This window comes from Mycobacterium sp. UM_Kg27 (assembly GCF_000972905.1).
Taxonomy (GTDB): domain Bacteria; phylum Actinomycetota; class Actinomycetes; order Mycobacteriales; family Mycobacteriaceae; genus Mycobacterium.
In genome coordinates this window covers 14,503-37,018 of record NZ_JRMM01000015.1, presented here as the reverse complement: position 1 = coordinate 37,018, position 22,516 = coordinate 14,503, and the positions used below count along the sequence as shown (strand labels likewise).

At 67.4% G+C, this 22,516-nt stretch carries 22 protein-coding genes; 10 read left to right on the top strand and 12 right to left on the bottom strand.

What is annotated here, in order from left to right:
* Positions 1–13: 13 nt before the first annotated feature.
* Positions 14–2,314: an isocitrate lyase ICL2 gene (gene aceA / locus LI94_RS04515; RefSeq protein ID WP_046300420.1), complete on the bottom strand. Its 2,301-nt coding sequence runs from the start codon at positions 2,312–2,314 to the stop codon at positions 14–16.
* 230 nt (positions 2,315–2,544) lie between these two features.
* Here aceA and LI94_RS04510 point away from each other — a divergent pair, with 230 nt between their 5' ends.
* Both LI94_RS04510 and LI94_RS04505 read left to right on the top strand, forming a co-directional pair.
* Positions 2,545–2,910 (top strand): hypothetical protein, encoded by a 366-nt coding sequence (locus tag LI94_RS04510; protein WP_024441319.1) that lies wholly within the window; start codon positions 2,545–2,547, stop codon positions 2,908–2,910.
* A gap of 86 nt (positions 2,911–2,996) precedes the next feature.
* A complete protein-coding gene (locus LI94_RS04505) occupies positions 2,997–4,829 on the top strand; it encodes a fatty acyl-AMP ligase (RefSeq protein ID WP_046300419.1) in 1,833 nt (610 codons plus the stop codon).
* A 68-nt stretch (positions 4,830–4,897) separates the two neighbouring features.
* On the opposite strand, the gene LI94_RS04500 is transcribed toward LI94_RS04505, so the two are convergent.
* The 3 genes from LI94_RS04500 to LI94_RS04490 form a co-directional block, all read right to left on the bottom strand.
* A complete protein-coding gene (locus LI94_RS04500) occupies positions 4,898–7,771 on the bottom strand; it encodes an MMPL family transporter (protein WP_046300418.1) in 2,874 nt (957 codons plus the stop codon).
* Entirely contained in the window at positions 7,768–8,199 is a 432-nt protein-coding gene (locus LI94_RS04495) for an MmpS family transport accessory protein (protein WP_024441316.1), read from the bottom strand. Before LI94_RS04495 ends, LI94_RS04500 begins: the two co-directional genes overlap by 4 nt.
* Before the next feature lie 105 nt (positions 8,200–8,304).
* Complete coding sequence (locus LI94_RS04490; protein ID WP_046300417.1) at positions 8,305–8,916, bottom strand: TetR/AcrR family transcriptional regulator; 612 nt, start codon at positions 8,914–8,916, stop codon at positions 8,305–8,307.
* Between the two features lie 82 nt (positions 8,917–8,998).
* On the opposite strand from LI94_RS04490, the gene LI94_RS04485 reads away from it, so the two are divergent.
* From LI94_RS04485 to tpx, 3 genes are read left to right on the top strand one after another with little or no spacing between them, the layout of a single operon-like run.
* Positions 8,999–9,925: a metal-dependent hydrolase gene (locus LI94_RS04485; RefSeq protein ID WP_024441314.1), complete on the top strand. Its 927-nt coding sequence runs from the start codon at positions 8,999–9,001 to the stop codon at positions 9,923–9,925.
* The gene (locus tag LI94_RS04480; protein WP_024441313.1) at positions 9,925–11,070 is read left to right on the top strand and encodes a hypothetical protein; all 1,146 of its coding nucleotides are present in this window, start codon (positions 9,925–9,927) and stop codon (positions 11,068–11,070) included. Before LI94_RS04485 ends, LI94_RS04480 begins: the two co-directional genes overlap by 1 nt.
* Before the next feature lie 57 nt (positions 11,071–11,127).
* A complete protein-coding gene (gene tpx, locus LI94_RS04475) occupies positions 11,128–11,625 on the top strand; it encodes a thiol peroxidase (RefSeq protein WP_024441312.1) in 498 nt (165 codons plus the stop codon).
* An 80-nt stretch (positions 11,626–11,705) separates the two neighbouring features.
* Here tpx and LI94_RS04470 read toward each other — a convergent pair whose 3' ends face one another.
* Entirely contained in the window at positions 11,706–12,488 is a 783-nt protein-coding gene (locus tag LI94_RS04470; RefSeq protein ID WP_036457399.1) for an enoyl-CoA hydratase/isomerase family protein, read from the bottom strand.
* A gap of 23 nt (positions 12,489–12,511) precedes the next feature.
* On the opposite strand from LI94_RS04470, the gene LI94_RS04465 reads away from it, so the two are divergent.
* Positions 12,512–12,886 carry an NYN domain-containing protein gene (locus tag LI94_RS04465; protein ID WP_024441310.1) on the top strand — a complete coding sequence of 125 codons (375 nt, stop codon included), beginning with the start codon at positions 12,512–12,514 and terminating at the stop codon, positions 12,884–12,886.
* Positions 12,886–13,701, top strand: a complete 816-nt coding sequence (locus LI94_RS04460; protein WP_024441309.1) for an SAM-dependent methyltransferase — start codon at positions 12,886–12,888, stop codon at positions 13,699–13,701. Before LI94_RS04465 ends, LI94_RS04460 begins: the two co-directional genes overlap by 1 nt.
* Here LI94_RS04460 and LI94_RS04455 read toward each other — a convergent pair.
* The gene (locus LI94_RS04455) at positions 13,698–15,284 is read right to left on the bottom strand and encodes an FAD-binding protein (RefSeq protein ID WP_024441308.1); all 1,587 of its coding nucleotides are present in this window, start codon (positions 15,282–15,284) and stop codon (positions 13,698–13,700) included. The genes LI94_RS04460 and LI94_RS04455 overlap by 4 nt on opposite strands.
* Before the next feature lie 245 nt (positions 15,285–15,529).
* Between LI94_RS04455 and LI94_RS04450 the strand changes: the two genes are divergently transcribed.
* Entirely contained in the window at positions 15,530–16,318 is a 789-nt protein-coding gene (locus LI94_RS04450) for a lytic transglycosylase domain-containing protein (RefSeq protein WP_239651151.1), read from the top strand.
* 4 nt (positions 16,319–16,322) lie between these two features.
* Here LI94_RS04450 and LI94_RS04445 read toward each other — a convergent pair whose 3' ends face one another.
* The 5 genes from LI94_RS04445 to LI94_RS04425 form a co-directional block, all read right to left on the bottom strand.
* The gene (locus LI94_RS04445; protein WP_046300416.1) at positions 16,323–16,688 is read right to left on the bottom strand and encodes a S4 domain-containing protein; all 366 of its coding nucleotides are present in this window, start codon (positions 16,686–16,688) and stop codon (positions 16,323–16,325) included.
* 12 nt (positions 16,689–16,700) lie between these two features.
* Positions 16,701–17,303, bottom strand: a complete 603-nt coding sequence (locus LI94_RS04440; RefSeq protein WP_046300415.1) for an FKBP-type peptidyl-prolyl cis-trans isomerase — start codon at positions 17,301–17,303, stop codon at positions 16,701–16,703.
* Between the two features lie 57 nt (positions 17,304–17,360).
* Positions 17,361–18,374: an NADP-dependent oxidoreductase gene (locus LI94_RS04435; protein WP_046300414.1), complete on the bottom strand. Its 1,014-nt coding sequence runs from the start codon at positions 18,372–18,374 to the stop codon at positions 17,361–17,363.
* Between the two features lie 73 nt (positions 18,375–18,447).
* Positions 18,448–19,098, bottom strand: a complete 651-nt coding sequence (locus LI94_RS04430; RefSeq protein ID WP_024441303.1) for a maleylpyruvate isomerase family mycothiol-dependent enzyme — start codon at positions 19,096–19,098, stop codon at positions 18,448–18,450.
* A gap of 6 nt (positions 19,099–19,104) precedes the next feature.
* Complete coding sequence (locus tag LI94_RS04425) at positions 19,105–19,644, bottom strand: FKBP-type peptidyl-prolyl cis-trans isomerase (RefSeq protein WP_036457426.1); 540 nt, start codon at positions 19,642–19,644, stop codon at positions 19,105–19,107.
* Between the two features lie 113 nt (positions 19,645–19,757).
* Between LI94_RS04425 and LI94_RS04420 the strand changes: the two genes are divergently transcribed.
* Both LI94_RS04420 and LI94_RS04415 read left to right on the top strand, forming a co-directional pair.
* The gene (locus tag LI94_RS04420; protein ID WP_024441301.1) at positions 19,758–20,795 is read left to right on the top strand and encodes a TIGR03617 family F420-dependent LLM class oxidoreductase; all 1,038 of its coding nucleotides are present in this window, start codon (positions 19,758–19,760) and stop codon (positions 20,793–20,795) included.
* A gap of 11 nt (positions 20,796–20,806) precedes the next feature.
* A complete protein-coding gene (locus LI94_RS04415; RefSeq protein ID WP_046300413.1) occupies positions 20,807–21,694 on the top strand; it encodes a hypothetical protein in 888 nt (295 codons plus the stop codon).
* Here the strand turns inward: LI94_RS04415 and LI94_RS04410 are convergent.
* On the bottom strand, positions 21,691–22,515 hold the full coding sequence (locus LI94_RS04410; RefSeq protein WP_255351879.1) for a DUF6498-containing protein: 825 nt from the start codon (positions 22,513–22,515) through the stop codon (positions 21,691–21,693). The genes LI94_RS04415 and LI94_RS04410 overlap by 4 nt on opposite strands.
* Between the last annotated feature and the right edge of the window lies 1 nt (position 22,516).

The window sequence follows — 22,516 nt, the reverse complement described above, 5'->3', positions numbered from 1 at the left end:
CGAGGGGCGGGCGCTAGCCCTTTTTGCTGATCAACTTGCCCAGTGCCGCCCGGTCGGATGCCAGCAGCTCGTCGATGCGTGGCTGGTTCACATCCGCGACGATGATCTCGCCGACCTCCTGATTGACGCTGCTGAAGATGCCGTGCTCCTTCATCTTCTCGGTCTGATACAGGTTGTCCTGAGTGGGCGTGACGTAGTGCACCGCCGCAGCCTTGAACCGGTGAATCAGCCACACGTGCGTCAGATCCATCAACCGCTTCTGGCGCAGCTTCTCGGAGAAGGTGTTCTGGTCGCGGACCGTCAAGATGCTACGACCGTGCCGGTCCTTGATCGGGTCGACGATCACGTTGGCGAGCTTCTCTTCGCCCTCGCCGTAGATACCCAGTTCCAGCACATCGGATCCGGGACGGGTGGGGCGCAGGTGAACACGCAGCTTCTCGCCGAGCTGATAGTGCTCGGCCCACAGCGCCAGCCAATCCTCCAGCAGCTTCTTGGGCACCTCGGTCTGCACCAAATGCTGATGCTGGGTGGACCCGGCGCCCATCGCCTTGGTGGTGGCGGTACGGCCCGACGACGCGGCCAGCGCGGCATCGCTGCGCGGCCCGCCGACCAGGGTCTGCGGTGTGCGGTAGGGCGACTCCACCAGTCGCATCTTGCGCTGCAGGCGGGCCAGCGCCAGCATGCCGTCCTGCAACAGGGTGGCCGCGAACTCCTCGGAGGCCACCCCGTCGACCTGGTGGCCGCCGTAGGTGATGAAGTTGAAGACGAAGCCCATCTTGCCGAGCTCGGCGGGGAAGGCCCGCATCTGCTCGTCCGTCATGCCGGTGGTGTCCCAGTTGAACGAGGGGGACAGGTTGTAGGCCAGCATCTGGTCGGGGTATTGGGCGTGGATCGCCTCGGCGAATTCGCGGGCGTCGGCGAGGTCGGCGGTCTTGGTCTCCATCCACAACAGGTCGGCGAAGGGGGCGGCGGCCAGCGACTTGGCGATCGCGTAGGGAATGCCGCCGCGCACCTGGAAGTAACCTTCGGGAGTCTTGGCCCGTTCGCAGTCCCAGCCGGGGTCGGCGTTGAGCTCCGCGGCCCGCTGCCGGGCGGTGTAAAGCGGTGCCCGGGCGGCGAATTCCCGCCACTGCGCCGCGCTCATCTCTTTGGGCTCGCCTTCACGCTCAGCGAACTCGAGCATCTCGGCGACGGCGTCGCCGAACGTCATCAACCCGGCGTCGTTCTGCCACGCTTCGACGAACTTCGATTCGATGTCGTCGAAGAGGCCGTCCACCGAGGTGCGCCCATCACCGCGCCACCCTTCGGCGGCCGTGGTGATCAACGCCGTGATGCCGTTACGTTCCAGCCAGGCGTCCGCGGCGGCGTACTCGCCCTCGGGCAGGGCGTAGAGCAGGTGACCGTTGATCTCGGTGATGCCGGAGTTGTAGAACTGCCGCGTCATCGCCAGGAAACAGGACTTGTAGGACGGGATCGTCAGGTTCGTGGTGCCCAGGATGAACGGCTGATCACGTTCGTCGGCCCGGCTCTCGACCAGGTTCGCCGCCTCCGCGTCGGTGCGCGCGACGATGATGCCGGGCACGCCCATCAGGTCCAACTGGAATCGGGCGGTGTTCAGCCGCTTGATCTGCTCGTCAGACGGCACCAGCACTTTGCCGCCCTGGTGGCCGCACTTCTTGGTGCCGGGACGCTGATCCTCGATGTGGTAACCCGGGACACCGGCCTCGACGAAGCGCCGGATCAGGTTGCGCACGTGCGGATCACCGCCGTGCCCGGTGTCGGCGTCGGCAATGATGAACGGCCGGTAGTCCACGGCCGGAGTGGCGGCGCGCTGCTCGTCGGTCATTTTCAGGCGCAGGTACTGTTGGTTGCGGTCGGCGGTGAGCAGGGCACGTACCAGTCCGGCCGCCTCGTCGGGAACCTGACTGAGGGGGTAGCTGGCCAGGTCTGGACCCGGGTCTTCGGTGATGGAGCCCTTCGCCGAGGTGGCCCAGCCGCCGAGGTAGATGCCCTCGATGCCGACTCGCTTCATCACCACGGCCTGGCCGGGCGAGTAGGGGCCGAAGGTGGTGATGCTCTTCTTCGCGGCGAACAGCTCACGTAACCGCGCGTAGAACGCGGTCGCTGCTTCGCGCGCCACTATGTAGTCGGAGGGGATGGTGCCGCGTTGTTCGACGACTTGTCGGGCGCTGTAGAGACGGGTGATGCCTTCGAATCGGGGGCTGTCGAAGTATTTCTGCACCGCTGCGACGTCGGCGTCGACATCGCGTTCGACCGGTGTGCTCGCCGTCGGGTTCGTCTCGATCGTCGTCATGGAAATTCGCTCCCTTTCACCCGATTAGACGCGGCGGTCCCAGCTTCGCCTTTCCTTCGTTGAGGCTTGCTGAACCACCGGTTGATGCGCGTGCTTCCTCCTCGTATTGTGCCGCCGCACGCTGAGCGATAGTTCGGTTTTGTCTACATCTTCAGCACTGCGCCGCTGATGCCGCTGAACTCGCCCGAAGGCAGCGGATCAGACGGCCGAAGTGGCTAAACTCAGGGTTCATGACGTACCGGTCGGACCGGTGGGCAGAACACTGGGAGCAGGCGCCGCGGCCCGCGGTGGTCGGCCGCTGGGCGGCCCGTCGGATGAGCCGGCGCTTCGCCGGGGTGGGCGTCCGCATTCCGCCCGCTCGGCTTCGTCAGATGGCGGTCGGCGCGCCGCTGGCGTCCGCGGAATCGGTCGACTACGCGTTCGCGCTCGCTGCCACCGAGATCAAGCACGAGCTGCGACTGGCCCGGGCGCGGCGCAACCGGCGACGCCTGATGAACGCGCTCATCGTGGCCGGCCTGATGATCGCTTCACTGAATCTGCTGATCTGCATGGGCTACCTGTTCATCAGCCTGGCGCTGCGCGAACCCGCTATGTGACCCATCACCGCACCAACTCCATTGTGGTGGAGTTCCTTTGACGTCCAAGCGCTTCGCCGAACGACTCGGAGACTTAGACTGCGGGCATGACGCGGTCGCAGCGCTCGACGGCCCCTAAGGGACTGGTTCAGATCGAGGAGTGCCTGGACTCCGATGGCGGCATCGTGCTCCCTCCGGGCGACACTTTGATCTCGCTGATCGACCGCAATATCGCCAACGTGGGCGACGCGGTGGCGTTCCGCTACCTCGACTACGCCGGTCCGGTGGAGGGCCAGGAGCTGGAGCTGACCTGGACGCAACTCGGCGAGCGACTGCGCGCCATCGGTGCCCGCCTGCAAGATCGCACGGTTCCCGGCGACCGGGTGGCGATCCTGGCGCCGCAGGGACTCGATTACGTCACCGGGTTCTATGCGGCCGTCAAATGCGGAACCGTCGCGGTGCCGCTGTTCGCTCCCGAACTTCCCGGGCACGCCGAGCGGCTCGACACCGCCTTGCGCGACTCCGCTCCGACGGTGGTGCTGACCACGACCGCGGTGCGCGCGGTGGTCGAGCAGTTCCTGGGCCGGTTGCCACGGTCGTTGCGGCCCGGCGTCGTGGTGATCGACGAGATCCCCAACTCGGCCGGGGAGGCTTTCCTAGACGTCGACATCGACGTCGACGGGGTGTCACACCTGCAGTACACCTCGGGCACCACGCGGCCACCGATCGGTGTGCAGGTAACGCACCGCTCGGTGGGCACCAACCTGCTGCAGATGATCTTGTCGATCGACATGCTGGACCGAAACACGCACGGCCTCAGCTGGTTACCGCTCTATCACGACATGGGGCTGTCGATGATCGGATTTCCGGCGGTCTACGGGGGACACTCCACGCTGATCTCGCCGACGGCATTCATCCGCCGGCCGCAGCGCTGGATCCAGGCGCTGTCGGACGCTTCGCGGCGCGGCCGGGTGGTCACCGCTGCACCGAACTTCGCCTATGAGCTGACCGCGGCGCGGGGCCTGCCGGCGCCGGGCGCCGACATCGACCTGTCGAACGTCGTGATGATCATCGGATCCGAACCGGTGAACATGGCGGCGATCACCACGTTCAACGAGGCGTTCGCGCCCTACGGGTTGCCGGCCACGGCCATCAAGCCGTCCTACGGGATCGCCGAGGCCACCCTGTTCGTGGCCACCATCGCTCCCGATGCGGAGCCGAGCGTGCTGTACCTGGACCGCGATCACCTCGGTGCCGGCCGCGCGGTGCCGGTGGCCGCCGATGCCCCGGGCGCGGTGGCCCAGGTGTCGTGCGGGCAGGTGGCCCGCAGTCTGTCGGCGGTGATCGTCGACGCCGAGGCCGGTGCCGAATTGCCGGACGCCCAGATCGGCGAGATCTGGCTGCATGGCGGCAACGTGACCGCCGGCTACTGGGGCCGGCCCGAGGAGACCCGGCACACATTCGGCGCCCGCCTGCGGTCTCGGCTGGACCGCGGCAGCCACGCCGGGGCGACCCCGGCCGACGGCAGGTGGCTGCGCACCGGTGACCTGGGCTTCTATTTCGACGGTGAGCTCTACGTGACCGGCCGCACGGTGGATCTGATGACTTTTGCAGGTCGCGGTCACTATCCGCAGGACATCGAGGCCACGGTGGCGGCGGCCTCCCCGATGGTTCGTGACGGTTATGCGGTCGCGTTCGCGGTGCCGGCCGAGACCGCCGACCAGTTGGTGATCGTCGCCGAGCGCGCGACCGGCACCGGCCGCAAGGATCCCGCGCCGGCGATCGCGGCCATCCGCGCGGAGGTGCAGCGCGTGCACGGGGTGAGCGCCGCCGAGGTTCGTTTCGTCCCTGCCGGGGCCATCCCACGCACCACCAGCGGCAAGCTTGGCCGCACCGCGTGCCGCGAACAGTATGTGGCGGGCACGCTCGGTGTGCACTGAAACCGCAGTGTGGGGACCGGCGTCTTGGTTGGGTGCCGGCGGCTCGGCCACCCAGTACGACTTTCGGCCTACGGTGATCCCACGGTCACCGGCAGCGGGGTAGTAGCCGAATCGGTTTCGACGGGCGCGGGCCGGGTCGGCGCCGACCGCGCCCGCCGGATGTTTTGCGGCCACCAGAACCATGGGCCCAGCAGCGCCGCGATCGAGGGCGTCAAGAACGAGCGCACGATCAGGGTGTCGAACAGCAGGCCGAGCCCGATCGTACTGCCGGCCTGACCGATCGAATACAGGTCGCTGGCCGCCATCGACATCATCGTGAAGGCGAACACCAGGCCCGCGGCGGTGACCACCGAGCCGGTGCCGCCGATCGAGCGAATGATCCCGGTCTTGATCCCCGCGCCGATCTCCTCCTGGAACCGGGAGACCAGCAACAAATTGTAGTCCGAGCCGACCGCCAGCAGGATGATCACCCCGAACACCGGGGCGATCCAGTTCAACGGGAGTCCCAGGATGTGCTGCCAGACCACCACGGTCAGGCCGAATGCCGCGCTCAGCGACAGCAGCACCGTCCCGACGATCACCGCGGAGGCCACCAGTGCCCGGGTGATCAGCAGCATCACGATGAAGATCAGCGTCACCGCCGCCGCGCCGACGATCAGGATGTCGTAGGTCGAGCCGACCTGGATGTCCTTGTACACCGCCGCGGTTCCGGTGAGGTAGAACTTGGCGCCGGTCAGCGGCGTGCCCTTCACCGCGTCGTGCGCGGCGGCCAGCATCGGTTCGACGAAGGCGATGCCCTTCGGCGTGGCCGGGTCGGCGTCGTAGGTGACGATGAACCGCGCCGCCTTACCGTCGGGGGACAGGAACAGCTTGAGGCCCTTCTGGAAATCGGCATTGTCGAAGGCCTCCGGCGGCAGATAGAAGTAGTCGTCGGACTTGGAGGCGTCGAAGGCCCGGCCCATCTCGGTGGCCGTGTCGGTCATCCGCGACATCTGGTTCACCAGGCCGGCGAAGCTCGAATGCATGGTGAGCAGGCTGCCCTGCATGGATTTCGCCACCGCGATCATCGGGTCGAACTGCCCGACCATCTGCGGCATCACCGTGTTCACCTCGGCCATGTCGGCCAGCAGCGGCCGCATGTCCTCGCTGAACTTGTCCATGCCGTCGTAGGCGTCGAAGACCGAGCGGATCGCGTCGCACGCGGGAATGTTCAGGCAGTGCTGCTCCCAATAGAAGTAGTTGCGGATCGGGCGCACGACATCGTCGAAGTCTGCGATGTGGTCCCGGATCTCGTCGACCGTCGCGGTCACCGTCGCCATGTCGACGCTCATCTTGTCGGTGGCGCTGCTCATCTGGTTGACCAGGTCGCGCAGCCGCACCATGGAGTCGACGGTGGCGCCCAGGTCGTCGCTCATCCTGACCATGTCGGACAGCCGGTCGTTCATGAACTGCAGGTTCTCCTGGACCGGGACGGCCTGCATGCTGATCTGGAACGGTATCGAGGTGTGGTCGATCGGGCTGCCAAGTGGCCGCGTGATGCTTTGCACGCGTTCCACTCCGCGGGTCGCAAAGATGTTCTTGGCGATCCGGTCCAAGATGATCATGTCAGCAGGATTGCGCAGGTCGTGGTCGCTTTCGACCATCAGGACATCGGGGTTCATCCGGGCCGCGCTGAAATGACGTTCGGCGGCGTCGTAGCCGACATTCGCGGGCAGGCTTGCGGGGATGTAGTAACGGTCGTTGAAGCTGATCTTCATGCCGGGGACCGCCAGCATGCCGGCCAGGGTGACCAACAGCGCCGCCACGAAAACCGCACCGGGCCAACGAACATTGGCGGTTCCGATCCGTCGCCAGCCACGGCCCTCGGCCCGCCTGGGCTCGAGCAGGCCATGCCGGGTGGCGATCGCGACGATGGCCGGGGCCACGGTGAGCGCACCGGCGATGACCACCAGCAGGCCCAGCGCCGAGGGGACACCCAGGGCTTTGAAGTAGGACAGCCGGGCGAAATGCAGACACAGTGACGCGCCGGCGATCGTCAGTCCCGAGCCCAAGATGACATGCCAGGTACCGCGAAACATCGTGTACCAGGCGGTCTCGGGGTCTTCGCCGGCATTGCGGGCTTCGTGGTAGCGCCCGATCAGGAAGATCGCATAATCGGTGCCGGCCGCGATCGCCAGCGACGACAGCATCGCAACCACGAACGTCGAAAAGCCTAGTAGGCCATGGTGTCCGAGCAACGCGACCAGGCCGCGTGCGCTGCCCATTTCGAAGCCCACCATCACCAGTGCGAGTGCCACGGTGGCGGCGGAACGGTAGACGATGGCCAGCATGACGATGATGACCACACCGGTCACGGCCATCATCTTGAGCATGCTCTTGTCGGCTGCTTCGGTCATATCAGTGGTCAGTGCCGCTTGTCCCGTGACGTAGGCCTTGACCCCGGCCGGTGCGGGCACCGAGGCGACGATCGCGCGGACCGCGGCCACCGATTGGTTGCCCAACGTGCTGCCCTGATCGCCCGCGGTGTTGATCTGCGCGTAGGCGGCTTTGCCGTCGGTGCTTTGCACGCCCGCGGCGGTGATCGGGTCGCCCCACAGGTCCGCGATGTGCTGGACATGCTCGTGATCGGCGGCCAGTTTGGCGATCACGGTGTCGTAGTAGTGGTGCGCCTCGGGGCCCAGCTCGGTCTCGCCCTCGAGCACCAGCATGACCATGGCGTCGGCGTCGAATTCGTCGAACGTGGCGCCGATGTGCTTGGCGGCGATCATCGACGGCGCGTCCTGCGGCGACATGGTCACCGCGTTCTCGCGGGCCACCGACTCGATCGGCGGAACCAGCACGTTGAGCCCCACGGTCAACAGCAGCCAGAAGATCACCAACGGCCAGGCCAGCCGGCGAACCGCCCGCATATACCCCGGGCGAAGGGTGCCGTGGCCGCTCATGCGCCTTTGACCAGACAGAACACCTGGGCGTGATGCCCGGTGGCCACCTGCTCGTCTTTGACGGCGCCGTTGACCGTGATCCGGCAGCCGATCGCCTCGCCGTCGCCTTGAGCGACCAGGTTGCCGATGACCGACGGACTCGTGGTGGTGATGGTGTGGCTCCAGGGCAGGCCGCTGAACGTCGCCTGCGCGGGCTGGACTTCCCGGTCCAGGTAACTCACCGAACCCGCGACGGTGCCGGCGCCGAAAACCTCATAACGGACTTGCTTTTCGTTGATCGAGTTGATCACCTGCGAGCCGCTGCCGTCCCAGCGGAAGATCTCGTCGGCGCCGAAGACGCTGCGCAGGTTCACGACCGCAAGCGCTCCGACGATCGCCGCCGACGCGACCACGGCCGGCACCCAGGCTCGGCTGACAAACGCGCGCATGCCCATCACCTCTCGATTCCCTGCACTGGCAACTCTTCGTGAATACTATACCCCGTAGGGTATACGAATATTCCTGAAGTACCCGAGGGGGTATGGGGAAGGTGGTCAGTTCACGGCGTGCCGCGCCTGCGCGGCGACGGCTTCGCCGAGCCACCGACGCAGGAAACGGCGCAGCTCGTCGGGGGATCGATCTGGGTCGTTGGGCGCCACGACGAACGAGAGCATGATCCGCAGGGTGAACTCCACGAGTTCGCGCAGCGCGGCTTGGTCGTAGCCGTACTGCTTCCAGTCGACGTCGAACCGCTCGATCATTCGCATCCCGAAGACGCGGGCCTCCTCGGAGGCCATCTCCCGGTTGTGTGCCGAAGACGACGACAACATGGCGCCCAGGTGCGGGGAGCGGGCCACCGCATCCAGGGTGTAGACGGCGCCTTCGGTCAGCGCGTCGGCGGGGTCGCCGATGCCGTGCACGTGGTCGGTGAGCCGGTCGAGGAAGTCATCGACGGATGCGATGGCCACCGCGCGCATCAATGCATCGGCGGTGGGGAAGTAGCGATACACCGTCTGGCGGATCACCCCGAGTGAGGCGGCGACGTCGGCCAGCGACACCGCCGAACCGGTCTTGGCGACCAGCTCAACGGCCGCGGCGATGATCCGTCCTCCGGCTTCCTCGTCGGTGTGCGGCGGGTTGCCGCCCCAGCCGCGGCGGCGTGCCATCAGTGACCTGCTTGACAAGCTTGGGGCATCGAACAATCATACGCGAAGACGTCCAGTTGTATGTTTTGAGTTTGAGGTGGCGATGACCGACCTGATCGTGCGCAAACTGCGGTTCGCGTTCGCCGAGTACCCCGTCCCGTTCTTGTGGAACGAAGCGAACCCGGCGTTCTCGTCGATGGCCAACGCTGTCTCGCTGCTGGCGATCGGCTTCGAGAAGATGATCGGCGGCATGATCGCCGAGGCGATGCCACTGATCACCGACCCCGTTGTCGCCGAAGAGGCCGACGCGTTCGTGCGCCAGGAGGGTCAGCACTCGATGGCCCACCGCGGCCATGCCAAGGCGCTGGTCAGGGCCTACCCGGGACTCAAGGAAACCGTCGACGAATGCAACGCCATGTTCGACAAGATGGCCGCCGAGAAATCACTGGACTACCGGCTGGCCTACACCGCCGACCTCGAGGCCACCTTCACGCCGGTCTTCAAGCTGATGCTCGACCACGACAACACCCTCTTCGCTCCGGGCGACGACCGGGTGGCGTCACTGTTCTTGTGGCACTTCGTGGAGGAGGTCGAGCACCGCAGCTCTGCGCTGATCATCTACGACCACGTCATCAACGACCCCTGGTACCGGATGCGGATGGCGCCGTCGATCTTCAAACACGTGATGAGTGTGATCAAGGTGGCGTGCGAGGGCTTCAATCGCCACGTTCCCTTGGAAGACCGCAAGGTTGACGCGCTGTCACTGTTCAGCACCTACCGCGCCAAGCAGGCCTGGCGGCGGCGGGTTCCGTTCGGCTGGCCCGCGAAGGAGGGCCCGGTCGCCGATGCCTTCAAACATCTGCCGAAGCGCGAAATGGTCACCGCCGTAACCGGTATCATCCGCAGCCAGCTGCCCAATCACAAACCGGCTCACGAAAAGATCCCGGTCCTGGCCAACGAGTGGTTCGCCCGTTATGACGACGGCTACGACGTGACCAAGTGGTACACCGCTGAGGAGAAGAGCGCCTGATGCCCGACTTGTGTACCCCGACATTCGAGCGCCTCGCCGAGTCGCTGGGCTTCTCCTGCGGTGAGGCCGGCGGATTGCTGGAATTCCGCAACCCCTTGCAGCTGGAGAATTGGACGCTGCCGGTTCTGGAGATCACCGTGATCACCGGGGCCGTGCTGGCGCTGATCTACGCAATCATCCGGTACCGCCGCGGCGATGCCACCAACTTGGCGCTGTGGTTCGGGGCGATCGCCTACCTGCTGATCATCGAACCGCCGCTGTATTTCCCGGGCGCGTTCGGCATCGCCGATCATGTCGACACGATGTTCGCGCACAACCTGTTCACCGTCGAGTTCATGTGGGGCCGGCTCCCGCTGTACATCGTCGCGATCTATCCGATGATGGCCACCATCTCTTTCGAGATCGTCCGGATCCTGGGCGTGTTCCGCCGCTACGGAACGATCGTCGGGGCCATCTGCGTGGGCTTCGTCCACCACGCGTTCTACGAGATCTTCGACCACCTCGGCCCGCAGCTGCGCTGGTGGGAATGGTCGGTGGACAACCCGCTGAACCAACCCATGTTCACCTCGGTGCCGATGGGCAGCGTCGTGGTGTTCGCGGCGCTCTGGCCGGCCTCGCTGGCCTTCTGTGTCCAACTGCTGGTCGGTCGCCAGGTCGATCACGGCCGGAGATTCGCCTGCCTGCAGGTGTTGTGGCGAACGATCGTCATCGGCGTCCTGGCCTCGCTCGGTACCGGCATCCTGCCGCTGCCGGCGACCCTGCTTGGTGCCGCTACCGGCGGCAGGCTGATCGGGATCGCTTACGCCGTAGAGCTTCTCGTCATCGCCGCGGTGGCCATTCCGGTGTTGATCATTCAGTGGCGGCGCTTGCGGCTGAATTCTTCTGCCGCCGGCCGCTACGACAACCCGCTGATGGTCCGCTACGCCGCGGCGTATCTGTCCGTCATGACGGTGCTGTGGTTGACGGCCCTGCCGGCCTACCTGGATGCCTCGGGCGGGGTGACCGCTAACGGCGACCCGGTGGGATGCCTGTGGTACGTGGTGCTGTGTTTCGTGGTGGCCTCCTTGAGCGTGGTGGCCGCAGCGACCGTCCCGCCGGTCCTGGAGCCGCACCAGGAGCCCGAGCCGGTGGCCGCCGGGCGCTGAGCTCGGCGACTGCGGCCCGCCGTGGACGCTGATTGACGCGCTTGGCAGACTGTTGCCATGGCGCAGATCACGTTAAAGGGAAACCAGATCAACACCGTAGGCGAGTTGCCGGCCGTCGGTTCGGCAGCACCGGCGTTCAGCTTGACCGGAACCGACCTTAGCGTGGTGGACAGCGGGCAGTTCGCCGGCAAGCCGGTCCTGCTGAACATCTTCCCGTCGGTCGACACCCCGGTCTGTGCGACCAGCGTGCGGACCTTCAACGAGCGGGCGGCCGCCGGTGGGGCCGTACTGTGCGTCTCCAACGACCTGCCGTTCGCCCTGAAGCGGTTCTGCGGTGCCGAGGGCATCGAGAACGTCACCAGTGCCTCGGGCTTCCGGGACAGCTTCGGTGCCGACTACGGGATCACCATCGCCGATGGCCCACTGGCCGGCCTGCTGGGCCGGGCGATCGTGGTGATCGGCGCAGACGGCAACGTCGCCTACACCGAACTGGTGCCGGAGATCGGCCAGGAGCCGAACTACGACGCGGCGCTGGCCGCGCTGACCGGGGCCTGAGCCCCGCCCGGCGGTTCAGCGAGCCTCGACGGAGAAGAGGCGAAGCTGGGACCGCCGCATGGACCCAGCCGCTCGGGAGGTCAGCGGCCCCGCCACTGCGGCGGCCGCTGCTCCCGCCAGGCCTGTAGTCCCTCGGCCACGTCGTCGGTCGCTGCGGCGACCTTGCGCATCGTTTCGCCGAACCGCACGGCGTCGATCCAGCTCATGTCGGTGCTGCGCCACGCCACTTCCTTGGTGGCTCGCTGGGCCAGGGGAGCGGCCTTGGTGAGGGTGCGTGCCCAAGCTCGGGCCGTCTCCTGCACAGCGCCGGGCTCGACGAGTTTCCACACCAGGCCGATGTCCTTGGCGCGTTGCGCGCTCATCGGCTCCCCGGTCAACAGCAGCTCCATCGCGTTGGCCCAGCCCACCCGCTGCGGCAGCCGGATCGCCCCGACGATGGTCGGCACGCCGAGGGTCACCTCCGGGAACCGGAAGACCGCATCGGTGCCGGCGATGATGAAGTCGCAGAACAACAGTCCGGTGAGGCCGTATCCCACGCACGGGCCGTGCACGGCGGCGATGGTCGGCTTGAAGAGTTCCATACCGGATTCGAACGAGTTGATCGTGGGCTTCTCCCAGAACGTGCCGGGAAAGGTGCCGACCGCGCCCGCCGAGTCCTTGAGATCGGCGCCGGCGCAGAACACGTCGCCTTCGGCGGTGAGAATCCCGACCCAGGCGTCCTCGTCGGCGCGAAACCGGTCCCAGGCGGCGTTGAGATCGGTGCGCATCGCCCCATTGATGGCATTGCGGGCCTCGGGCCGGTTCAGGGTGATGGTCGCGATGTGATCGTGGCACTCATAGGTGACCAGGGGCGTGGCGCGCATTTCTGCACCGTACCGTCGGAGGGGTGCGATGGATTGTCGACGCGATGAACGTGATCGGTGCGCGTCCGGACGGCTGGTGGAAAGACCGCCACGCCGCCATGGCCCGTCTGACCCGACAGCTGGAATCTTGGGCGCCGGCGCAAGACGGGCAGGTCACGGTGGTCTTCGAAAAGCCGCCGTCGCCGCCCATCGAATCGGACGTCATCACGATCGCAGCGGCGCCGCGACCCGGGGTCAACTCCGCCGACGATGAGATCGTGCGGCTGGTCCGGGCCGACGACCGACCGCAGGACATCACCGTGGCGACCTCCGATCTCGCCCTGGTGGAGCGAGTCACTTCGGCGGGCGCGGCCACCTTCCCGGCGGCACGTTTCCGCAGGCTCATCGAGGAGCGGTGATGCACCGCACCGGAGAAGCCGTGGCCAGCACCGGAATCCTGGTCGCCGCGATCCGGGCCAAAGAATCCGCGCGCGATGACGCGCTGTTCGCCGATCCGTTTGCGGACAAGCTGGCGGGGGAGGCCGGCCGTCGGATGCTGGAGGCAGCCATCGCCAACTCCGGTGACCAGTCGACCTGGCAGATTGTGGTCCGTACCCGCTTCTGGGATGAGGCCTTACTTCGTTCCGGACTCACTCAGGTGGTCATCCTGGCGGCCGGCATGGACGCCCGGGCATACCGGCTGGCCTGGCCAGCACACACCACCGTCTACGAAGTGGATCAGCCAGCGGTGATAGCGAGCAAAGCCGAGCTGCTGGCCGACGATGCACCGCGGTGCCGCCGGGTGCCGCTCGGTATCGATCTTGCCGAGGACTGGCCTGCCGCCCTGGAGGCCGCGGGCTTCGACGCGACCGCTCCCAGCGTCTGGCTCATCGAGGGGCTGCTGCAATACCTCGACGAGGCCGCGGTACGGGACCTGTTCGCCCGCGTCGACGCGTTGTCGGCACCCGGCTCGGTGCTGTTGTACGACGTGGTCGGCAAGTCGCTGCAGGAAGCGCCGTCGATGGCGCCGTTGCTGCAGTCCATGGCGCAGCAGGGCTCACCGTGGCTGTTCGGCACCGACGCTCCCGGAGAGCTCGCCGAACGACACGGTTGGTCGGCGGTGGTGACCGATGTGGCCGAGCCCGGCAATATGTGGAACCGCTGGTTTCCGTCGGTCACCGCAGGGGCTGGGCCGGACGCGCCGCGCGGCTACTTCGTGGAAGCGCAGCGCTAGCCGGCCGCGCTGGCCCCCGCGCGGCGTCCGGCGAACACACAGTCCGCGATGGACAACCCGCTGACGTAGGACTGCGAGGCAATGCCGATCGCGGTGCGGCCGGCGCTGTAGAGCCCCGGGATCGGATTGCCCACGGCATCGACCACCTCGCCGGTGTCCTCTGAGACCCGGACGCCACCGAGGGTGAGCATCGGGGTGGGGCGTAAGACGTTGGTCCGCACCGAGATATCCATCAGAGTGAAGGGCCCCTGATCGATGCGCCGGCAAAAATCGGCGGGTTTGCCGGCCGGGTCTTCGGAGCCGGAGTCGATCGCCTCGTTGTGCGCCGTGACGGTGGCCTGCAGGCCCTCGGCGTCGATGCCGGCGGCGCGAGCCACCTCGGCCAGCGTGGCGCCCCGCACCGCCGCACCGAAGATCAGCGCGGCGCCCTGCGCCCGCTGGAACCACAGCGTCTGGGTCAACAGTTGGCGGCGGGCCTCCGACATCAGGCGGGCGTCGGCCAGGATCCAGCCCTGACCGCCGTGGTTCTTCACCATCGCCTGTCCGACCGCGGCGCCGTAGCGGGACTCGTCGATCACCCGCCGGCCGTCGGCGTCGACGATGATCGCGGAGATGAAGGCGCTCGGGGGTGTGATGAATTTCCACACCGAGACGTTGTCCATCCGGTCGGTCACCGCGCCGACGCTCTGGGCCAGCGCGATACCGCTGCCGTCATCGCCGCTGGTGCCCAGGGGCAGGCCGCCGTCGAACTCCGGCGCGTAGCGCTTGCGCCACTCGGTGTTGGCGATGAAACCGCCGGCGCAGAGGATCACCCCGCGGCGCGCGATGATCTCGACGGTCTGGCCGTAGCGCTGTGCCAGCTTGGCCAGTCGCCGGTCCATCGCCGCGCGTAGCGGCGGGTAGTAGACACCCGGTTTCGACGAGAGCGCCGCCAGGCGGGCGTAGCGGCGCTGGATCCGGCGGGGCGCCTGACCCATGGTGGTGGCCCGCACGCCGGTCACCCGGCCGGACGGATCTTGCAGCAGTTCGGTGACTTCTGTGTGCGGGCGGAAGTCCACACCGAGCTTGCGGGCCGCCTCGGCCAGTGGCGCATAGATCTTCTTGCCGGACGTGCCTTTTCCGTAGGCGCGGTGACCGCGCTGCACCGGCGGGGTGTGAGCGCGGAAGGCCCCGGCGTTCTCACTGCCCGAGTGGTACAGGTAGTAGCGGTTGTTCGGAAAGGACGTCTTGTAGGGACACAGGCCGGAGTTGAACGGCACCCCGCGAGCCCGCAGCCAGTCGATCATCTCCGGGCTGCCGTCGACGAAGCGCTTCAGCGTCTCCGGCCGGACCGCGTCGCCGACCTCCAGACGCAGGTAGTCCAGCATCTGTTCGGCGGTGTCGTGCACCCCGGCGTCCTTCTGGACCGATGTGCCGCCGCCGGCGTAGATGATCCCGCCGGAGATCGCGGTGGCACCGCCGCCGTTGGCACGGTCGACGGCGATGACCTCGGCGCCCAGTTCGCGGGCAGTGATCGCGGCAGCGGTACCGGCCGCGCCGTACCCGACGATGACGACGTCGGTCGTCACGCTGGTGCTGGTCATGCGCTCTCCCTTGATGACGTGAGCTGAACGGCCCTCAATCTAACAGTCGCTAGTCCCCGGCTTGCGGAGGTGACCAGCGGTGATCGGTTGGCCCACGTGCCAAAGCGAAACGTGTTCTAGGTGTCCGGGGACGCTCCGATCGGCCGCCCTGCACGGTTCGCGGCGGCGCACGGGAGAAGATGAACGGCATGGCTGTTCGGTTGCGGCGCCTGGCCGCCTCCCTGGTTGTCACGTTCGGCTGCGCGATGACGGCGGCGCTACCCGCCGGCGCGGCACCGGGGGTGGATCCGGCGGCGTTGGCCGCCGACCTGGTCGCGGCCGATCAGGCGTTGCGGAATACCTCGTCGCCCGAGCAGGTGCTGGCGGCCGCGGCCCGCCGCCAACAGGTCGCCTACCGTACCCTCGGTGCGCATCCGGACTGGGATGCGATCGCCCGGCCGCAGATCCCGCCGGCGCTGCTCGACGTCTACGACCGCAACATCGATGCCCGCCGGCAACTCATGGCGCTCACCGACCCGAAGCCCACCATGCCGCCCTGGCGGGTGGTCCCTCCGGTCCCGGCGAATGAATTGCTGGCCAGCTACCGGGCGGCCGAGGCCGCATCCGGGGTGCCGTGGAACTACCTGGCGGCGATCAACTTCGTCGAGACCGGCTTCGGCCGCATCAACGGGGTCAGCGATGACGCCGCCCAGGGGCCGATGCAGTTCCTGCCGTCGACGTTCGCGGCCTACGGCAACGGGGGAGACATCCACTCTCCGCGCGATGCCATCATGGCGGCCGGTCGTCTGTTGGCCGCCAACGGTTTTGCCACCAATCGGGACAAGGCGATCTGGAATTACAACCATTCCGACCACTACGTGCGGGCGGTCAACGACTACGCCGCGGTCATCGGCGGTGATCCGGCCGGGTTCGCCAGCTACTACCGCTGGGACACCTACTACCGGACCACCGCCGGTGATCTGCTGCTGCCGATCGGCTATGTCTCGACGTCGCGGATTCCGGTGGCGGAGTATCTGGCTGCGCACCCGCAGTGATCGCTCAGCGCTGTTGGGCCCGCCACTTGTCCAGTACCCGGCGATCCCGTTTGGTCGGCCGCCCGGCGCCGCGGTCCCGGGTGGCCATCGCGGTGGCGGAGGCCGGTGGGGGCGGCGGAGTCCGATCCAGGTAGCAGGTCACCGCGTCGGCCGCACCGACCCGCTTCTGAATCACCCGCAGCACCTCGACGATTCGGGTGCGATCGCCCACCAGAGCACTGACCACGTCGCCGGGTGAGACCGTGGTCGCCGGCTTGGCCGGGCGGTTGTTCACCCGCACATGTCCGCCGCGGCATGCGGCCGCGGCATCCGGCCGGGTCTTGGTGATCCGCACCGCCCTCAGCCACCGATCCACCCGGCTCGATTCCATGGCGTCCCGGGCTCAGCGTGAGGCGTTGAGGATCTTGATCGCGAAGACGAGCGTGTCGCTGGGAAGGATGCCGGCGGCAGGCTGGCCCTCGGGGTAGCCGTCGGCCGGCACCATCGCGACCGCCACGGTCGAGCCGATCTTCTGGCCCGCAATGGCCTTCTGGAATCCCGGGACCACGCGGTCCAATCCGAAGTCGACCGGTTTGCCTCGTTCGTAGCTGCTGTCGAACACCGACCCGTCACGTCCGTTGACGCCCATGTAGCAGACCGAGACCGTCGCGTGGTCACCGACGACGCGGCCGTCGCCGGCATGCAGCGTGTGCACCTCGGTCTGGGCCACCTTGAACGGCCCGGTCACGACGACGCTCGGTGCGGCCGAGTTCGTGGAGCCGGTCACCGCGACGCTGCCGGTGACACCTTTCAACGTCCAGTCCGCTGCCACGTCTTCAGCCGGTGGCGTGGAGGGGCAGGCGGTGACGGTTTCGCCGTTCGGGGGCAGGAACAGGTCGGTGACCGACGACGTCTTCGACGACGAGGTGCTGTCCGAGCCGCCGCAACCGACGAGCGCCGCCGCCACCGCGGCGACACCGGCGGCGAGTACGACGAAACGAGGCATATGCGAATTCACCTTGGCCACGCTACAGCCCGGCCTGGTGGCGTGGACCCGGCGGCGTTATCCGGCGATCTTCACCACGAGCTTGCCGACGTTCTTGCCGTCGAACAGCATGTTGATCGCGGTCGGCAACTGCTCGAAACCCTCGACGACGGTCTCCAGCGGGGTGAGCTTGCCGGCGGCGATCAGCTCGGAGATCTCGGCGTTGGCCTCCGGTGCCCGAAGGAAGTGATCGAGGACGATGAAGCCCTTGAGGGTGGCGCGCTGGATCAGCAGGTTGCCGAACGCGCGCGGTCCGGGCGGCGGATCGGTCTCGTTGTAACCCGAGATCAGCCCGCAGAGCGCGATCCGCGCGCCGACGTTCACCCGGGCGAAGATCGCATCCATGATGTCGCCGCCGACGTTCTCGAAGTCGACGTCGATGCCGTCGGGCGTCGCGGCGGCAAGCTGGCGGGCCCAGTCGTCGGCGCGGTAGTCCACCGCCGCGTCAAAACCGAGTTGATCGGTGAGCAGCGCGCATTTCTCCGGTCCGCCGGCGATTCCGACGACCCGGGCGCCGCCGGCTTTGGCGAGCTGACCGGCCACCGAACCGACCGCGCCGGCTGCCGCTGAGACGACGACGGTCTCACCGGGCTTCGGCTTGCCGATGTCGCGGATCCCGATCCACGCGGTGAGCCCGGTCATGCCGAGTGCGCCCAGGTAGGCGCTGGGGGAGACGCCGTCGGCAACCTCGACCGGGAACAACGGCATGGTGTCGGAGACGACCACGTACTCCTGCCAGCCGGTCAGGCCCTGAACGGTCTGGCCGACCGGATAATTCGGGTTGTTCGACGCGATGACGACGCCGAGGCCGGCGGCGCGCATGACCTCGCCGATGCCGACCGGCGGCAGGTACGACGGAGTGTCGTTGATCCACATCCGGTTGGTCGGGTCCAGCGAGATCCAGTTGACCCGCACCAGCGCCTCGCCGTCGCCGATCTCCGGCACCGCCTGCTCGCTGAGTTCGAAGGTGTCCGGGCCGATGCGGCCGGTTGGGCGTTCGCGGAGAAGGAAGCGGCGGTTGCGATCGGTCATGAGCGCACGCTACCGGATGCGGACGACCCTGGCAATGATTGCTAAAACAGTTGGGGGACAATGCAAGACAGATTCATATGTTGCCTGTGAACGTTCGCAGTCCCTGCACGTGGGCGGCGGGACCGGTCAGCTCGACGTCGGCTCGCGCCTGGCGCCCCGCCAACCAGCGAACCAGGTTTGCCGGCGTCCCCTGCACCAGCACCGCCTGGTGCGTCCGGGGGCCTACGTAGGCCAGAACGTCGCCAGCATCGGTGCTGGCTCTGATCGCCGTGCCGCCGGGCAGCTTTGCGTGCTGATAGCGCAGCAGTGGGGCAATGGCCTGTCGCAGTGTTTCCGGCGCCGGATGGTCGGCGCCGTTGGCGGCGGCCAGGTCATCGTGATGGGTCCAGTACTCGAACAGCGTGAGCGGCGCTACCCGTGATCCCAGCAGCAGGCGCGGCAGTGGGCGTCGCAGCCGGTCGATCAGCTCGGTGAAGCCGTAGCGGTGCTCACGGCGAATTGCGAACTCCACCAACCGCGGTGGCGCCGGAACCGCGATTCCGCGCGTCACCAGCGATCGCGCGATGAACGTCGAGAAGCCCCCCAGGCGTTCCTCGGCGGCCAGGTGGGCCGCAAGGTCTCGCGCGGTCCACGACCCGCACCCGGCGGGCGCCGAGGCCCCGGCGGCACTCAACGAGTTCGTGAGTGCCGCCCGTTCCGCCTCGATGTCCTCGGCGAGCGCCACCGCCGATCAGCCTGAGGCGCCCAGGATCTTGATCGCGAACACGAGGGTGTCGCCCTGCCGGATCCCGGCGCTGGGCTGGCCGTCGGGGTAGCCGTCGGCAGAGGTCATGGCCACCGCGACGGTGGATCCGACTGTTTGACCGGCGATCGCCTTCTGGAATCCGGGGATGACGCCGTCGAGCGGGAAGTCCACCGGAGCGCCGCGCTTGTAGCTGCTATCGAACACCGACCCGTCTCGTCCGTTGACGCCCATGTAGCAGACGGACACCTTGGCCGTGGCCGGGACCACCGGGCCGCTGCCGGCCTGCAAGGTGTGCACTTGGGTTGACGTCACGCTGAACGGCGCCGAGACGTCCACCCGGGGCGCGGCCGTTTCGGTCGACCCGGTGACTGCGACGCTGCCGGTGGCCCCGGTCAGCGTCCACTCCGGCGCGCCGCCGGCCGGTGCGGCGGTGGGGCAGGTGTCGGCGGCGGAGGCCGTCCCTGCCGCCGCGACGGGCAGGGCGATGGCCGCGAGACTGGCCGCAACAGCAACGAATGAGTGCATCCGAGTGGGTTTCACGCCCGCCACGTTACAGGCCGCGTCGGGCACGACCTGCGATCCGATGACAGGCGCAAAGTAGTCCCGTCAGCAGGGACTCGGCACGTAGTCTCACCCAGGTGCACATTGACGTCATGGCCCTGCCCCAGCCGTTGGCCAAGGCCGGCGACCTGGCCCGCAACACCCAAAAGGCGGGTTTTTCCGGTCTGCTGTTCACCGAAGCCGGTCGCACGGCGTATCTGAATGCCGCGATCGCATCTCAGTCCGCTCCTGGTCTTGAGCTGTCGACCGGTGTCGCGGTGGCCTTTCCCCGCAGTCCGTTCGTCACGGCGGCCACCGCGTGGGAGCTGCAGGAGGCGACCGGCGGCAACTTCCGGCTGGGCCTCGGCACCCAGGTGCGTACCCATGTGGTGCGGCGTTACGGCGCGGCGTTCGACCATCCCGGCCCACGGCTGCGCGACTACGTGCTGGCGGTCAAGGCGTGCTTCGCCGCCTTCCGAACCGGAAAGCTGGATCATCACGGAGACTTCTACGAGCTGGACTTCATCACCCCGCAGTGGAGTGCGGGGCCGATCGACGCACCCGACCCCAAGGTTGACGTCGCGGCGGTGAATCCGTGGATGCTGCGGATGGCCGGCGAAGTGGCTGACGGCGTGCACGTTCACCCGCTCAGCGAGCCCGGCTACCTGGCGCGTCACGTGGTGCCGAAGCTGGCCGAAGGCGCCGCGAAGGCCGGCCGCTCCCCGTCGGAGGTCGCCGTGATCGTGCCCGCGATGACGATCGTCGGCGACAGCGATGAAGAGCGGCACAAGGAGCGGGAACTGGTGCGGGCCAGTCTGAGCTTCTACGGGAGCACCCCGAATTACGCCTTCATCTGGGATGAGGCAGGGTTCGACGGCACCACCGCCCGGATCCGTGAGAAGCAGAAGGCCGGCGACTTCGCCGGGATGGCCGCGCAGATCAGCGACGAGCACCTTGCCGCGTTCGCCACCGAGTCGACGTGGGATGAGTTGGCAGACAAGCTGATCGGCAAGTACGGGGGAGTCGCGACGCGCCTGGTCCTGTACAACGCGCTCGGCGATCCGGGGCGTTTCGAGCGATACGGCGAGATCGCCCAGCGGATTTCGGCCGGGCCGCACACCCTTCAGGAGCGTTGAGAGGTAGTGCCGTGCTGATCGGGTTGGCCGCAGCGCTGTTGGCCTGTTTCGGCTATGGGGTTGCCTCGGTCCTGCAGGCCTATGGTGCACGTAGTTCTGCTGCAGGGGAGGGCGCCGTCGCCACCCCAGACGGTCGGCCGACGCTGCGCTCGACCGCCAACGCGGTGCTGACCACGGCGTTCATCGCCGGGATGGTCCTCGACGTCATCGGTTTCGTCGGCAACATCGTCGCGGCGCGGCTGATACCGCTGTTTCTGTCGCAGACCATCATCAGCGCCAATCTGGTCGTCACCGCGGTGCTCGGCATAGCCGTGCTCGGCGTTCGCCTCCGCCGCCGCGATTGGGTGGCGATCGCGACGGTGATTGTGTCACTGTGCGTCTTGGGGTTAAGCGCTGGTCAGGCCGGTACAGACACGTCGGGATCCGGGCTGCACTGGGCGCTGATGTTGCTGGCGATGCTGATCGCCGTGCTCGGGGTTGGTCTCATGCGCCTGCTGGGAGCCCGCGTCGCCATCGCCGCCGGATTGGTCGCCGGTGTCCTCTATGGCGTGATGGCCATCGCGGTGCGGGTGGTCGACGGCGTCGATCCGCTGAACTTGCCAGTGCTGCTGAAGGACCCGGCGTTCTGGGCGATCGCCATTGCCGGAGCCGGGGGCTTCTACCTGTTTACCGTTGCTTTGCAGCTGGGTTCGGTGAACGGCGCCGTTGCCGCTCTGGTCGTCGGCGAGACGGTGATGCCCGGCGTCGTCGGCGTGCTACTGCTCGGGGATACCGCACGAGCCGGGCTGGGCTGGCTGGTGGCGTTGGGGTTCTGCACCGCGGTCGCAGGTGCGGTGGCCGTCGCCATATTCGGTGCGGCCGCCCATGGGGAGGCGACCAATCCGGCCGAACGCCGTTAGGGCCTGGCGGTCTTCCAGGGCTGCTCGTTGCGCCGCTGCCGCTCTCGCTCGTTGGCTTGGTCCTTCACCCAGAAGTCCTCGAAACGTTCTCCGGGGTGCACGTTCGGCAGTCGATTCATCAGGTTGGACAGGCCGCGTGGGGGTCTCGCCGGCTCCCATTGGGGAACCACCACACTGAGCGCAGCAAGGCTCTTCAGCACGACGAATACCGTGAACAATGTCCCCGGGGCGTTCGTCGCGGCGATCCCGGCGAATCCGAGCAGCAGCGTCATATGCACGACCATGACGCGGCCCAGGCCGGCGTTGGCAGCGGTCTCGATATCCCGGAAGGACCAACGGCGCAGATCGACCAGATCGGTGAGGAATTCCATCGTCAGGAACAGCAACACCCCCAGGCATCCCCAGCCGACGCTGCGCCAATCCAGATCGATCATCGCGAGCTCGGGCGCACGGTTGTGAATCAGCAGCGCGAGGATGGCCGCCAGGAACACGCCATGGGCTGCGCAGAACACCAGGCTGATCAGGGCGAAGCCGCTCAAGAACGACGAATTGGACGGGCCGCCGGTTCCAGGGCCGCGGTAGCGGAAGTGCCCGTACTTGGGGTTCAGGCGTTGGTGCACAGCGATGCGGGCTATCACCAGCAGACACATTGTGACGTTCTCGAACCAGTACACGACCACGGTCGTTGCGCCCGACCAATGTTGGCCGAACCAGCCGAACGCCGGGACCGCGATGACGCCGAGGACGGCGAACAGATGCAAGGCCGAGAATTTAGAGCGCCGCCGTGAATGCTGCCCCGATTCAGGGCCCGACTCAGGCAGG